This is a genomic window from Methylophilus sp. E2MeOHC9 (genome assembly GCF_058744375.1).
In genome coordinates this window covers 715,280-730,097 of sequence record NZ_CP196024.1, presented here as the reverse complement: position 1 = coordinate 730,097, position 14,818 = coordinate 715,280, and the positions used below count along the sequence as shown (strand labels likewise).

At 49.8% G+C, this 14,818-nt stretch carries 10 protein-coding genes and 2 rRNA genes; 11 read left to right on the top strand and 1 reads right to left on the bottom strand.

All coding sequences use genetic code 11. The features are described from left to right. Positions 1 to 366: 366 nt before the first annotated feature. The 10 genes from ACSSVF_RS03545 to ACSSVF_RS03500 all read left to right on the top strand — a co-directional run bounded on the left by ACSSVF_RS03545 (position 367) and on the right by ACSSVF_RS03500 (position 13,982). Positions 367 to 3,255 (top strand): 23S ribosomal RNA (locus ACSSVF_RS03545). Positions 3,256 to 3,484: 229 nt separating this feature from the next. After that, a 5S ribosomal RNA gene (rrf, locus tag ACSSVF_RS03540) occupies positions 3,485 to 3,598 on the top strand. Positions 3,599 to 4,091: 493 nt separating this feature from the next. Next, on the top strand, positions 4,092 to 4,580 hold the full coding sequence (rimP, locus tag ACSSVF_RS03535; RefSeq protein ID WP_492405534.1) for a ribosome maturation factor RimP: 489 nt from the start codon (positions 4,092 to 4,094) through the stop codon (positions 4,578 to 4,580). A 38-nt stretch (positions 4,581 to 4,618) separates the two neighbouring features. Continuing rightward, positions 4,619 to 6,085, top strand: a complete 1,467-nt coding sequence (gene nusA, locus ACSSVF_RS03530) for a transcription termination factor NusA (RefSeq protein WP_442585221.1) — start codon at positions 4,619 to 4,621, stop codon at positions 6,083 to 6,085. 142 nt (positions 6,086 to 6,227) lie between these two features. Further along, positions 6,228 to 8,942 carry a translation initiation factor IF-2 gene (infB, locus tag ACSSVF_RS03525; protein ID WP_492405531.1) on the top strand — a complete coding sequence of 905 codons (2,715 nt, stop codon included), beginning with the start codon at positions 6,228 to 6,230 and terminating at the stop codon, positions 8,940 to 8,942. A gap of 127 nt (positions 8,943 to 9,069) precedes the next feature. Then, positions 9,070 to 9,456, top strand: a complete 387-nt coding sequence (gene rbfA / locus ACSSVF_RS03520) for a 30S ribosome-binding factor RbfA (RefSeq protein WP_379033975.1) — start codon at positions 9,070 to 9,072, stop codon at positions 9,454 to 9,456. Positions 9,457 to 9,462: 6 nt separating this feature from the next. Next, complete coding sequence (gene truB, locus ACSSVF_RS03515; protein WP_492405530.1) at positions 9,463 to 10,362, top strand: tRNA pseudouridine(55) synthase TruB; 900 nt, start codon at positions 9,463 to 9,465, stop codon at positions 10,360 to 10,362. Between the two features lie 57 nt (positions 10,363 to 10,419). Continuing rightward, a complete protein-coding gene (locus ACSSVF_RS03510; RefSeq protein ID WP_492405529.1) occupies positions 10,420 to 11,451 on the top strand; it encodes a histone deacetylase family protein in 1,032 nt (343 codons plus the stop codon). A gap of 8 nt (positions 11,452 to 11,459) precedes the next feature. Beyond that, the gene (locus ACSSVF_RS03505) at positions 11,460 to 11,828 is read left to right on the top strand and encodes a hypothetical protein (RefSeq protein WP_492405527.1); all 369 of its coding nucleotides are present in this window, start codon (positions 11,460 to 11,462) and stop codon (positions 11,826 to 11,828) included. A 111-nt stretch (positions 11,829 to 11,939) separates the two neighbouring features. After that, the gene (locus ACSSVF_RS03500) at positions 11,940 to 13,982 is read left to right on the top strand and encodes a TonB-dependent receptor (RefSeq protein ID WP_492405526.1); all 2,043 of its coding nucleotides are present in this window, start codon (positions 11,940 to 11,942) and stop codon (positions 13,980 to 13,982) included. A gap of 94 nt (positions 13,983 to 14,076) precedes the next feature. Here the strand turns inward: ACSSVF_RS03500 and ACSSVF_RS03495 are convergent, their stop codons facing one another. Beyond that, positions 14,077 to 14,472: a diacylglycerol kinase gene (locus tag ACSSVF_RS03495; RefSeq protein ID WP_442585228.1), complete on the bottom strand. Its 396-nt coding sequence runs from the start codon at positions 14,470 to 14,472 to the stop codon at positions 14,077 to 14,079. Between the two features lie 66 nt (positions 14,473 to 14,538). Between ACSSVF_RS03495 and ACSSVF_RS03490 the strand changes: the two genes are divergently transcribed. Continuing rightward, complete coding sequence (locus tag ACSSVF_RS03490; RefSeq protein WP_379033986.1) at positions 14,539 to 14,811, top strand: oxidative damage protection protein; 273 nt, start codon at positions 14,539 to 14,541, stop codon at positions 14,809 to 14,811. The last annotated feature ends 7 nt before the right edge of the window (positions 14,812 to 14,818 follow it).

Below are 14,818 nucleotides of genomic sequence, written 5' to 3'. Positions count from 1 at the left end.
TGATGGTTTGAGTGAATAGATCTTTGTTGTAGATTTAGAGATTAGAAGCAAGCGTTACTTGCGTAGTGCTTGCTTCTAGTTTTTTAACTAGTCTGCTCTTTAACAAAATGGAAGAAGTAAAGGAATATAGGTTGTGTGATGACAACTTATATTCAATGGGCGATATTATTTTTTAACCGGAAATAATATCGATTGATTGCAAAATCATAAATATATTAAACGCAAGTTGAGAAGCTTGGGTTGTTGAGTAATCAATAACTTAAGCAAATCTAACGAGGTTTGATAGTGCTTTAGAATTACCTGTAACGCGTGTCTCATGCACGACGAAATCTAGATTTAAAAAGGGTTTAGGTTTTAACGTTATAGGGTCAAGTGAATAAGTGCATATGGTGGATGCCTTGGCGATTACAGGCGATGAAGGACGTGATAGCCTGCGAAAAGCTTCGGGGAGCTGGCAAATAAGCTTTGATCCGGAGATGTCCGAATGGGGAAACCCACCCGCAAGGGTAACCGCTCCTGAATATATAGGGAGATGGTGGCGAACCGAGTGAACTGAAACATCTAAGTAGCTCGAGGAAAAGAAATCAACCGAGATTCCGTAAGTAGTGGCGAGCGAACATGGAATAGCCTGTTATTTTTAGCAGATGCGATAGTAGAACGGAATGGAAAGTCCGACCGTAGTGGGTGATAGTCCCGTATACGAAATCCCGTCTGTGGAACTAGGGTAACGAAAAGTAGGGCGGGGCACGAGAAACCTTGTCTGAACATGGGGGGACCATCCTCCAAGGCTAAATACTCGTAATCGACCGATAGTGAACAAGTACCGTGAGGGAAAGGCGAAAAGAACCCCGGGAGGGGAGTGAAATAGATCCTGAAACCGTATGCATACAAACAGTGGGAGCGGACTTGTTCCGTGACTGCGTACCTTTTGTATAATGGGTCAGCGACTTACATTCAGTGGCAAGCTTAACCGATAGGGGAGGCGTAGAGAAATCGAGTCCGAATAGGGCGTTTTAGTCGCTGGGTGTAGACCCGAAACCAAGTGATCTATCCATGGCCAGGATGAAGGTGCCGTAACAGGTACTGGAGGTCCGAACCCACAAATGTTGAAAAATTTGGGGATGAGCTGTGGATAGGGGTGAAAGGCTAAACAAACTTGGAGATAGCTGGTTCTCTCCGAAAACTATTTAGGTAGTGCCTCGTATATCATTCTCGGGGGTAGAGCACTGTTATGGCTAGGGGGTTCATAAGAACTTACCAAACCATTGCAAACTCCGAATACTGAGAAATGCAATTACGGGAGACAGACCATGGGTGCTAACGTCCGTGGTCAAGAGGGAAACAACCCAGACCGACAGCTAAGGTCCCAAATGACGTGCTAAGTGGAAAACGAAGTGGGAAGGCATAGACAGCCAGGATGTTGGCTTAGAAGCAGCCATCATTTAAAGAAAGCGTAATAGCTCACTGGTCGAGTCGTCCTGCGCGGAAGATGTAACGGGGCTAAGCACGTAACCGAAGCTTCGGATGCCATAATTTATTATGTGCATGGTAGGAGAGCGTTCTGTAGGCCTGCGAAGGTGTCCTGTGAGGGGCGCTGGAGGTATCAGAAGTGCGAATGCTGACATGAGTAGCGATAAAGGGAGTGAAAAGCTCCCTCGCCGAAAGCCCAAGGTTTCCTGCGCAACGTTCATCGGCGCAGGGTGAGTCGGCCCCTAAGGTGAGGCAGAGATGCGTAGCTGATGGGAAACAGGTTAATATTCCTGTACCTCTATACAATGCGATGTGGGGACGGAGAAGGTTAGGTCAGCCGGGTGTTGGATGTCCCGGTTCAAGCGTGTAGGTTGGTTCTTTAGGCAAATCCGGAGAGCTAAGACTGAGACGTGATAACGAGCGTACTTGTACGTGAAGTGATTGATACCATGCTTCCAAGAAAAGCCACTAAGCTTCAGTTGTATAAGACCGTACCGCAAACCGACACAGGTGGGCAGGATGAGAATTCTAAGGCGCTTGAGAGAACCCGGGAGAAGGAACTCGGCAAATTAGCACCGTAACTTCGGGAGAAGGTGCGCCCCGGTAACGTGTATAGACTTGCTCTAGAAGCGTGATGGGGTTGCAGTGAAAAGGTGGCTGCGACTGTTTAATAAAAACACAGCACTCTGCAAACACGAAAGTGGACGTATAGGGTGTGACGCCTGCCCGGTGCTGGAAGATTAAATGATGGGGTGCAAGCTCTTGATTGAAGTCCCAGTAAACGGCGGCCGTAACTATAACGGTCCTAAGGTAGCGAAATTCCTTGTCGGGTAAGTTCCGACCCGCACGAATGGCGTAACGATGGCCACACTGTCTCCTCTCGGGACTCAGCGAAGTTGAAATGTTTGTGAAGATGCAATCTCCCCGCGGCTAGACGGAAAGACCCCATGAACCTTTACTGCAGCTTTACATTGGACTTTGACAAGATTTGTGTAGGATAGGTGGGAGACTATGAAGCGGTGTCGCTAGATATCGTGGAGTCAACCTTGAAATACCACCCTGATGTTGTTGAGGTTCTAACCTAGGTCCGTAATCCGGACTGGGGACCGTGTATGGTAGGCAGTTTGACTGGGGCGGTCTCCTCCCAAAGAGTAACGGAGGAGTGCGAAGGTAACCTAGGTACGGTCGGAAATCGTACTGATAGTGCAATGGCAAAAGGTTGCTTGACTGCGAGACGGACAGGTCGAGCAGGTGCGAAAGCAGGTCATAGTGATCCGGTGGTTCTGTATGGAAGGGCCATCGCTCAACGGATAAAAGGTACTCTGGGGATAACAGGCTGATTCCTCCCAAGAGTTCATATCGACGGGGGAGTTTGGCACCTCGATGTCGGCTCATCACATCCTGGGGCTGTAGCCGGTCCCAAGGGTATGGCTGTTCGCCATTTAAAGTGGTACGTGAGCTGGGTTTAAAACGTCGTGAGACAGTTTGGTCCCTATCTGCCGTGGGCGCTGCAAGTTTGAGGGGACCTGCTCCTAGTACGAGAGGACCGGAGTGGACGCACCTCTGGTGGACCAGTTATCATGCCAATGGTATAGCTGGGTAGCTAAGTGCGGAAGAGATAAACGCTGAAAGCATCTAAGCGTGAAACTCGCCTCGAGATGAGACTTGCCTCTGGCTTTAAGCCAGCTAAAGAGTCGTTCAAGACCAGGACGTTGATAGGTCAGGTGTGGAAGTGCAGTAATGCATTAAGCTAACTGATACTAATTGCTCGTGAGGCTTGATCCTATAACCTTAAAACTTAGACGACCTGAATGGGAAACCATTGAGAAAATCTATAAGGTGTAGTTCAAAGCAATATGATTTGGCAATCATCTAGAAATACTGAAACAACACGTTGTTTCAACATCTAAATCCCATTGAAAACAAGCGTAAACGCTTGAATCCTTTACTTCTTCCAATTTGTTAAAGCAGGCTGAGCTACCACTCAGCACCATGCATAACATTACCAGTTATGTTTGGGGACAATAGCGGTTTGGAACCACCCCTTCCCATCTCGAACAGGGCCGTGAAACGAACTTGCGCCAATGATAGTGTACTCTTCGTATGCGAAAGTAGGTCATCCCCAAGCTCCTTACAAGAAAACCCCGCTAGCAATAGCGGGGTTTTTGCTTTTACGGTGTCAGCATAGAACAACAGCGACCTGGCTGACGCCAACAAACCACAAAACACGCATAAAAAAACCCGGTGCACGCACCGGGTTATCAAAGTCTATTAGGATAAAACATTAAATAGACTGCCATGAAATCTGTCTTGCTACACTGCTTACTACCTGGTTATTAACGCCGCTGTGGCAGTATGGTTCTGCGCTGTACGGCTGTTGTTTGAGTCTTCTCCCTCGTTTGCAAGCATCATATGAAAACTCACTGCATATGTCATTGGCCCATTGGGGCTAATCAGGGGGAGTGAGTTTTTATTCGCCGCGCTTAACTAGGCAGGTGGCAGGAGGATGCTTCAAGTTATGGCTTTAAATTTAAAAGGAATTTTGGTATAATGCTGTGGATTGATGGGCTTTGCGCCCATTTTTCGTTTCTGGTCGATATGTTTGGGAAATAAGGATCGCCATGCAAGATTTGCAGTCGGTTGTTGAAAAGACGGTTACCCAATTGGGGTATGAGTTGGTTGATTTTGAAACATCCAACCGCGGTAAGTTGCTGCGCGTGTTTATCGACAAGCTGGCACCTACAGATACTAAGGACAGCGTTAACATTGATGACTGCGTGCTGGTCAGTAATCAGCTGGGCAACGTGTTAACAGTCGAGCTGGATATTGATTATGACCGGCTGGAAGTTTCCTCTGCCGGACTGGACCGTGTATTGCGTAAAGAGAGTGATTTTGTGCGCTTTGCCGGTGAGCGCGTCCAGATCAAGTTGCGGATCGGGATTAAGGATGATGGCCCTAAAGCCACGCCAACAACACTGCCGAGAAAAACCTTTTTGGGTATTTTGCAAGGTGTTGAAGAAGGTAAAGTAAAGATTGATTGCGATGGCTGGAACTACAGTTTATCGCTGGATAATATAGACAAGGCTCGCTTGAGCCCGGTTTTTGATTAATTTGTTTAGTTAATTCGTACGGTGCGTTGGAGATTGCGATGAGTCGTGAAATATTGTTGTTGGTTGATGCTCTGGCACATGAAAAGAATGTCAGTAAAGAAGTGATTTTTACAGCTCTGGAGCTGGCATTGGCTTCGGCAACTAAAAAGAACCATGAAGAAGGTGCCGACATTCGTGTGGAGATTGACCGCGAAAGTGGCGATTACAGCACTTTCAGACGCTGGCAATATGTGGAGTACGATTTACTTGAGAGTTCGACTTACCAATTCGACGAAGAAGACGCGCGCGCAGAAGGTCGCCAGATTGGCGATTATGTTGAGGAGCCGCTAGAGTCTATCTCTTTTGGCCGTATTGGCGCACAAGCAGCCAAGCAAGTCATTCTGCAAAAAGTACGTGAAGCTGAACGTGAACAAATGATCCAGGACTTTCTGGGTCGTGGCGAAAGCCTGGTCACTGGCGTGATCAAGCGTATGGAAAAAGGCAATGCCATTATCGAGGTCGGCCGTATTGAGTGCCTGTTACCGCGTGAGGCGATGATCCAAAAAGAAAACCTGCGTGTTGGTGATCGCGTACGTGCTTATTTGTCACGCGTAGACCGTGGTGGACGTGGCCCGCAACTGATTCTGTCACGTATTGCACCTGATTTCCTCAAGCGTCTGTTTGAGCTGGAAGTGCCTGAGATTGAAGAGGGCTTATTGGAGATCCGCTCAGCAGCCCGTGATCCTGGCTTGCGTTCGAAAATCGCAGTAAAAACCAATGACCAGCGCCTGGACCCGGTAGGTACCTGTGTCGGTATGCGTGGTTCACGTGTACAGGCAGTGACTTCTGAGTTGGGTGGCGAGCGTGTTGATATCGTGTTGTGGAGCATGGATCCTGCACAGTTTGTGATTAATGCACTAGCCCCTGCTGAAGTGAGCTCTATTGTTGTCGATGAAGATGCCCACAGCATGGATGTGGTGGTGAGTGAAGAGCAACTGGCTGTCGCCATTGGCCGTAATGGCCAAAACGTACGCCTGGCCTCTGAGCTGACCGGCTGGAGCCTGAACATTTTGACTGAAGAAGCGGCCGCCCAGAAAAACCAGGACGAATACGCAAAAATCAGCCAGTTATTCATCGAGAAACTGGATGTGGATGAAGAAGTGGCCGATATCCTGGTGCAGGAAGGCTTTAGTACGCTGGAAGAAATCGCGTATGTGCCGATTGCAGAAATGGCCGAAATCGACGCCTTTGATGAAGACACAGTGAATGAATTGCGTTCGCGTGCGCGTGCTGCTTTGCTGACTGAGGCGATTGCCAAAGAAGAAAAAGTTGAAGAAGACACGCATGACCTGATGACGCTTGAAGGCATGGATGCGGACACAGCCCACAAGCTGTCTGCGAATAACATCCATTCAAGTGAAGATCTGGCTGAACTGGCCGTGGATGAGCTGGTTGAGTTGACTGGAATAGATGAGGAACGTGCCAAGTCATTGATTATGACTGCACGGGCACCTTGGTTTAAATAATCACTATTTAAGCAATCGTGGTTTAAACAGTCTGGATTTGCATAACCTGAGTTTAAGTAATCAGCGGTTCTCATAACCCGCCAGGCAAGAATCATGCGTACACCTTAAATTAGAATATAAAGTAATTGAACTGGAGCAGTACATGGCACTTTCAACCGTCGCACAATTTGCCGCAGAGCTGGGTCTTCCAACGACCCTGCTTATCGAGCAACTGAAAGGCGCAGGCGTCAATAAAACGTCTGTGGATGATTTTTTGGAAGAAGGTGACAAGGCTGCACTGCTGGATTACTTGCGTAAAGAGCATGGCGCTGCCAATGCCCCAAAAAACAAAATCACCCTGATGCGCAAACAGAACACCGAAATCAAAAAAACGGATAGCTCTGGTAAAGCACGCACCATTCAGGTTGAAGTACGCAAAAAACGTGTATTAGAGCGCTCTGAAGAAGGCGGTTACGAATCTGCAGTGGACGCCGCAGCCGTTGAAGAAGTTGGCATTACGCTGCCTGAAGCGCCGGAAGAAACAATCGTGGCTGATATTCAGCCAGAAGTTGAAGTGCCGGAAATCGAAGTGCCGGTGGTTGAGGCTGAACCTGAACCAGTGGTAGAGCCAGTGGCTGAAGTCGTCGAGCCTGCTGTTGAAGCGGAAGCGCCAGCAGCACCTGTTGCAAAGGCCAAAGGCGCAGTCTTATCTGTGCAAGAAATCGCGCTACGTGAAAACGAAGCGGTACGCCATGCGAAATTGTTAGCCCTGCAAGCCGAAGATGTACAACGCAAACAGGCATTGACACTACGTCGTGCAGAAGAAGAAGCGAAGCGTCAGGCCGATGCTGAAGCAGCCAAGAACAAGCCAGCACCTACCAAATTATCTGAAGGTACCCTGCACAAGCCAGCGAACAAAGTCGCTGACAAACCAGCAGAAAGCAAAGATAAAAAGAGCAAGCCTGGTAATCGTGACTGGAACGATAACGAGAACAAAAAACGCGGTATCAAAACCCGCGGTGATGCCGCTGGTGGCGCCTCCCAAGGCTGGCGCACTCCTAAAGGCAAGCATCACAAGTCCAACAAGGATGATCAGCACGCATTTAATGCGCCAACTGAGCCTGTGATCAAAGAAGTGATGATTCCTGAAACCATTTCAGTGGCTGACCTGGCACATAAAATGTCGGTCAAGGCGGCTGAAGTGATCAAAGCCTTGATGAAAATGGGCATGATGGTCACCATCAACCAGGTACTTGATCAGGACACAGCGATTATCCTGGTGGAAGAAATGGGCCACAAAGCCCAGGCCGCTGCTGCCAACGATCCTGAGAGCTTCCTCGAAGAAACCGACATGACGGAAGCCGTGTTGCAATCACGTCCGCCTGTCGTCACTGTCATGGGCCACGTTGACCATGGTAAAACTTCCTTGCTGGATTATATCCGTCGTAGCCGCGTCGCTTCTGGCGAAGCCGGCGGCATTACCCAGCACATCGGTGCTTACCATGTGGAAACACCACGTGGCATGGTGACTTTCCTGGATACTCCGGGCCACGAGGCGTTTACAGCCATGCGTGCCCGTGGTGCCAAAGCGACCGATATTGTGATTCTGGTGGTATCTGCCGATGACGGCGTGATGCCGCAAACGATTGAAGCGATTCACCATGCGAAAGCGGGTAATGTGCCTATCGTGGTTGCGATCAACAAGATCGATAAACCAGAAGCGCAGCCTGAGCGCGTGAAAAGCGAACTGATTACCCATGAAGTGGTACCGGAAGAGTACGGCGGTGAAGCCATGTTCCGTGAGGTTTCCGCTAAAACAGGTAAAGGCATTGATGAGTTGCTGGAAGCCGTGCTGTTACAGGCAGAAGTACTTGAACTGATGGCACCACTAAATACGCCGGCTACTGGCCTGGTGATTGAAGGCCGTCTGGATAAAGGTCGTGGTCCGGTCACTACCGTATTGGTGCAATCCGGTATCTTGCGCCGTGGCGACATGCTGCTGGCAGGGACTGCTTATGGCCGTGTTCGTGCCATGCTGGATGAAAACGGCAATGACATCAAAGAAGCCGGTCCTTCTATCCCGGTAGAGGTACTTGGTTTGTCTGACGTGCCAAGTGCCGGTGAAGAAACCATTGTGCTGAATGACGAGCGCAAGGCACGTGAAATTGCCTTGTTCCGTCAAGGCAAGTTCCGTGATGTGAAACTGGCTAAACAGCATGCAGCCAAGCTGGAAAATATTTTTGAAAATATGGGTGAAGGCGCTGTGCAGACACTGAACCTGATTGTTAAATCAGATGTTCAGGGTTCTTTCGAAGCGCTGACGACCAGCCTGCAAAAACTGTCTACCAGCGAAGTACGCGTGAATATTATTCACACCGCTGTGGGTGCCATCAGTGAGTCTGATGTCAACCTGGCGGCTGCATCTAAAGCTGTGTTGATCGGCTTTAACGTGCGTGCCGATACCGGTGCGCGCAAGCTGGTTGAAACCTTGGGTGTAGATCTACGTTACTACAACATTATTTATGAAGCAGTAGACGAAATCAAAGCCGCACTGGGTGGCATGCTGGCACCAGAGCAGAAAGAGCAAATGATTGGTACCGTGGAAATCCGCGAAGTGTACCGCATTTCCAAAGTTGGCTCCGTGGCTGGTTGTTATGTACAGGATGGCGTGGTCAAGCGTAACGCTAAAGTCCGCCTGCTGCGTAACAATGTGATTATTCATACCGGTGAGCTGGATTCGTTGAAGCGCTTTAAAGACGACGTTAAGGAAGTGAAAAACAACCTTGAATGTGGTCTGTCACTCAAGAACTACAATGAGATTGAAGTCGGTGATACGCTGGAAATCTACGAAGTGGTTGAAGTGGCACGTACGCTTTGATTTTAAAGTCCGTCATGAGGCATTGTCGCCATCCAAAGAATGTGCGCTTACATATTCAAACTATGTCGCGCGCCATTTTTTGTGTGACGCCTAGCCTCATTTAGGCTTTTAAAGTCAGGAGGAATAAATGGCTAAAGCATTCTCACGTAACGACCGTGTCTCTGAACAAATACGCCGCGAACTGGCGGATTTGCTCATGTTCGAGGTGAAAGACCCGCGTGTGCAAATGGTGACCTTGACCGATGTTGAGGTCGCTGGCGACATGGCACATGCAAAAGTGTTTTACACTGCATCTAAAAGCAGTAAAGGCCTGCAAGAAGGTCTTGAGAAAGCCGCCGGCTTTTTGCGCTCGCAATTAGGCAAGCGCATGATGTTGCGTACCATGCCACAACTGCATTTTGTCTATGACGAATCCATAGACCGTGGCATGCATATGGATAAGCTGATCAATCAGGCAGTCTCCGAACCACCGGTGCCTGAGCCAGCGACACCCGATACCCCCTCGCAAGAATAACTTTCTATGCAAACCAAACGCATCAAACGCGCCGTTCACGGCGTGTTACTGCTGGATAAGCCGCATGGCTATTCATCCAACCAGGCACTGCAAAAAGTAAAATGGCTCTACCAGGCACAAAAGGCCGGGCATACCGGCACACTGGATCCGCTGGCCACAGGTGTATTGCCCATTTGTCTGGGTGAAGCGACTAAATTTGCGCAACACCTGACAGACGAAAATAAAACCTATATCGCAACAGTCAAGTTTGGCGTCACCACCACAACAGGTGACAAAGAAGGCGATATTTTGCAGCAGGTCGCTTGTGATGTGCAGTCTCAGCAAATTAACGCGGTCTTGCCTGCACTGAGGGGCGAAATCACCCAGATTCCTCCTATGTATTCTGCCCTCAAGGTAGATGGCAAACCTTTATATGCCTATGCAAGGGAAGGCATAGAGCTGGAACGCAAGCCACGCCAGGTGACGATTTTCGCGATGCAATTGCTGGATTGCCAGGATAATATTGCGCGCATTGAAGTCACTTGTAGCAAAGGCACTTATATCCGTACGCTGGCTGAAGATATTGGCCATGCGCTGAAGGTAGGTGCCCACCTGATTGACTTGCGCAGAACGGCGACAGCCACTTACCAGATCACACATACTGTGACGCTGGACGCTTTGGAAGCCATGACGATGGAGGCACGGGATGCGCTGTTGTTGCCAGTAGACACCGCCATTACCGCGCTGCCAAGATTAGAGCTGACAACGGATGCCGCGTATTATTTCAAGCAGGGCAATCCGGTATGGTTACCAGGGCTGATTCCTGAAGGTGATTTGAGAGTCTACAGTGAAGCGGGCCTGTTTCTAGGACTGGGTGTGCAGCTTGCGAATGGGCGTATCGCGCCCAAGCGCATCGTGAATTTATAGCGCCCTGGCTTTGCTTGCTTGAGCGCATCCTTGTAAAACGATAATTGAGGAGGGGGCATGCATTTCTGGCTATGCAGTTATTGTCTGAGTTTCTTTTTGCTATCCATCTTGCCGTTCGAAACGCAGGCTTCACCGGTCACCATCCTCTACAGTGATCGCTTCCTGCAGCATGATGCCGGCGCTGGCCACCCGGATAAGCCGGACCGGCTTGCAGCGATCATCCAGCATCTCAAACAACACAAAACCCTAAACTCTGATCTGCGTTGGCCCGCCTTTTCTGCGGCTACCCGTGAAGATTTGCTCGCTGTACACCAGGCCAGTTATCTGGATTTATTGGAAAACGAGCAGCAACAGCTGACCACCACTCAGCCGTATCTCACCTTGAGTACCGGCGACACTGTGATTTCTAAAGATTCGCTAGCTGTGGCAAAGCTGGCCAGCGGTGCCGCCATGGCGGGTATAGATGCCGTGATGCAAGGCAGGACCAAAAGTGCGTTTGCGCTGGTCAGGCCACCCGGGCATCACGCCACGGCTAATCGTGGCATGGGCTTCTGTATTTACAATCATGTCGCGGTGGCAGCACGCTATGCGCAAAAGCAATATGGTGTGCGCAAGCTATTGATTGTGGATATCGACGTGCACCATGGCAACGGCACACAGGCTATTTTTGAGCAGGATGATAGTGTGTTTTATTTTAGTGCGCACCAACACCCGCTCTATCCAAGGTCTGGTCGGCCAGAAGAGATTGGGCATGGTAATGGGCAAGGCTACACCATGAATGTGGATGTACCCCCAGGCACTAGCGAAACCCTGCTGCTGGCTGCCATTGAAAAACAACTAGTGCCTGCCATGCAACGCTTTCAACCAGAGCTGATTTTGATTTCAGCTGGATTGGATGCGCACCAGGGGGATTTGCTTGGCGAGTTGAGTTATTCGGATGCCGGGTACGCCGCCATTGCACGCAAACTGATCAATCTAGCGAGTCAATACACTAAAGAAAAAACGGTTTGGGTGTTGGAAGGCGGGTATGTGCCAGCGAATAATGCCCATGCGGTTGAGTCAATATTGCAGACCTTGATAGTACAGTAGTCATATTTTTGCAACAAAATTGCATTTACGGTGCTATTAAATATGTTAATATATTCAACATGTTAAAGCGGTTTTATATTCTTGTGCTCCTTTCCATGCTATTTGCGGTTTCGCAAATCAGCCTGGCTGCGCATGAAATCAGCCACTTAAACGATCTTGCCAGTCAATCACAGCCTGATTCTAAACACACCGGCAGTGAGCCGTGTACGCTTTGTTTAGGCTTGTCTTTAATGGCAGGTGCCCTGCCAACAGCGGCTTTTGTCTGCCCGGTTGTCATCGAGACACAGTCCGCCCAAACCTGTAATACTCCCGCTTGTGTGCAGTCCTTTGCCAGGGCCTACGCTGCACGTGCCCCACCTGTTCTTACTCAGCTTTAACCCCCTTATCTCCGCGCGTCTGCGCGTTTGAACCATTGTTTGCAGAGACTGCTGCCACATCACTGTGGTGTGAGCACTTGCCTGTGAACGGATAATTGTTGAGAAAGAACTATGATGAACACAGTTAAGCGCACAACGCATGTGGCCCAGTTAACCCTAAACCCTGTCTGGCTGGCGTTGACGGCAGCATTAGCGCTGCCGATGACAGCTTTGCACGCCGAGGAGCACAGCCATACCCTGGATATCGATAATGTGCCAGTCACGGGTAATCCATTAGGCGTTGCCTCTGATGATATGGTGGTGCCAGTCTCGGTGCTTGGTGGGCGCGAATTGAGTTTGCGTCGCCAGGGTACGCTGGGCGAAACGCTGAATGGCATCCCCGGCGTCACCGCCACCCAGTTTGGCCCCAATGCATCGCGCCCGATTATTCGCGGCCTGGATGGTGAACGTGTACGTATCATGCAAAACGGCGTAGGCATTCTTGACGCAGGCTCGCTCAGTTTTGACCATGCAGTCGCGATTGACCCTCTGATCATTGAACAGATTGATGTCGTGCGCGGGCCCGCGGCTTTGCTCTACGGCGGCAGTGCGGTCGGTGGTGTGGTCAATGCGATTGATCACCGCATCCCCAAAGAGTCTTTAAATGGCATGACCGGGCGTGGTGAAGCACGTTTTGGCGGGCCGGATAATGCCCGTAACGGTGCCGCAGTCGTAGATATAGGTAACGGGACGTTCGCAATCCATGCCGATGTCTATTCGCGGGAAACCAGCCATCTTGATATCCCAGGTTATGCGGTGTCCAAGCGTAAAAGCCTGGCAGACGGCGAGCCGCGCGATAGCAAAGGCAAAGGCAAACTGAATAACAGTAATGCATTGTCGAACGGTGGCGCTTTAGGGGCTGCCTGGACATTTGATACTGGTTACCTGGGTATTTCCTACGCCAGTTTAAATAATAATTATGGTGTAGTGGCTGAAGACAATGTGCGCATTGATATGGAGCAGCAACGCTGGGAACTGGCGGGTGAAGTCAGGGAGCTGCGCGGCCCGCTGCAGAAGTTGAAATTGCGGGTGGCGCATACCGATTACCAGCACGTGGAGTTGGAAGATGGTGAAGTAGGTACCACCTTCAAGAACCGCGGTATGGAAGGCAGCTTGGAAGCGACGCATGTGCCATGGGCCGGCGTCAACGGCGTGGTTGGGTATCAGTTCCAGAATACGCGTTTCCAGGCACTGGGCGAAGAAGCGTTTGTGCCCAACGTGGTCACGCAAACCCAGGCACTGTATGTGTATGAAGAATTACCGATAGACAAACACAAAATCACTTTCGGCGGACGCCTGGGCGAGACCTCAGTCAATTCGACTGCTGATGACAAGTTTACACAGGCATTCAACAACCGTTTTAATCCTAACAGCTTTGCGTTAGGTGGCTTATATACCATTGATGATGCCTGGAGTGCGACTGCCAACCTGTCGCATAACGAGCGCGCGCCTAGCTACTTCGAGTTATATGCCAATGGTGAGCATGTGGCGACCGGGCAATTTGAAGTCGGGAGTGTCAATCTGGATAAAGAGGTATCGAACGGCATCGATGCGCAGTTAAAATGGAAAGCTAACGGGCATAGTGTCACTTTTGGTGGCTATGCCACCCGCTTCCAGAATTTTATCGGCTTGTTTGATTCCGGTACCACAGACGCAGTTTCTGGCTTACCGATTGCTAACTTTCAGGCCGTACCTGCCTTATTTAAAGGCCTGGAACTGGACGGGAAATTCGCCCTCAACGATGAATGGACGCTCAAACTACGCGGTGACTACGTGCATGCCAAAGATACGCGCAACAATGAGTATTTGCCGCGTATTTCACCATGGCGTGTAGGCGGCGGCCTGGATTATCGGTTAGGTAACTGGAATGCCCGCGTGGATGTGTTGCGTGCCTTCAAGCAAAATGACGTCGCTGAAAATGAACTGAAAACCGATGGCTATACCAACCTAAGTGCGCTGCTGGCTTACAAGCTGCCAGTGAAATATCACGTAGAATTATTTGCCAAAGCGAATAACCTGCTCAATGATGAGATTCGTGAACATGCGTCTTTCTTAAAGGATATTTCTCCAGCCGGGTCGCGTTCGGTACTGATAGGTGCCAGGGCTGATTTCTAGAGGTTAGCGTGATTTAATCAAATCAACACGATGCAATAAAAAAGGTTGGCGATTGCCAACCTTTTTTATTTGCCGGTAATATTACTCGAGCAGATTAACTGAGTAGAATCAAGCCCCAGACCACGCCCAGGTTAATGAGTGCCAGCAGCACTGCGGCACTACCGATATCCTTGGCGCGTTTAGCCAGTGCGTGTCGCTCTATCGATACGCGGTCTACCACAGCTTCCACGGCAGAATTCAGCAACTCCACAATCATGACCAGCAGCACGCTTCCGACCATCAGGATGCGGTGCAAGGCTTCTGCTTCCAGGTAAAAGGCCAGTGGAATCAATACCAGCGATAGCCACACTTCTTGCCTGAAGGCATCTTCGTGCTGGTAGGCGGCTTTGAAACCATCCATGGAATAGCCAAAAGCGTTGACCAGGCGGCGAAGGCCGGTTTTACCTTTGAACGGGCTTTCTTCGTGAGTGGGTGAAGGTTTGTTTTGCATGGATACTCTCTAAAAATCTACATCATGCGCTATGATAACGCTTTTAGCGGTGGAATAAGGATGAACATGGCAAGATTGGTGCAATGCGTGAAACTGGGAAAAGAATTGGACGGGCTGGATTTCCCACCGTATCCGGGCGAACTGGGTAAAAAGATTTATCTGCATGTGTCCAAGGAAGCATGGGCAGGCTGGCTTAAGCAGCAAACCATGCTGGTCAATGAGAACCGCCTGAGCCTGGCTGATGCCAGTGCCAGGAAATATCTTTCCGAGCAGACTGAAAAGTATTTCTTTGGCGATGGTGCGGATGTTGCCACTGGCTATGTGCCGCCCAGTGCTTAAATCATCA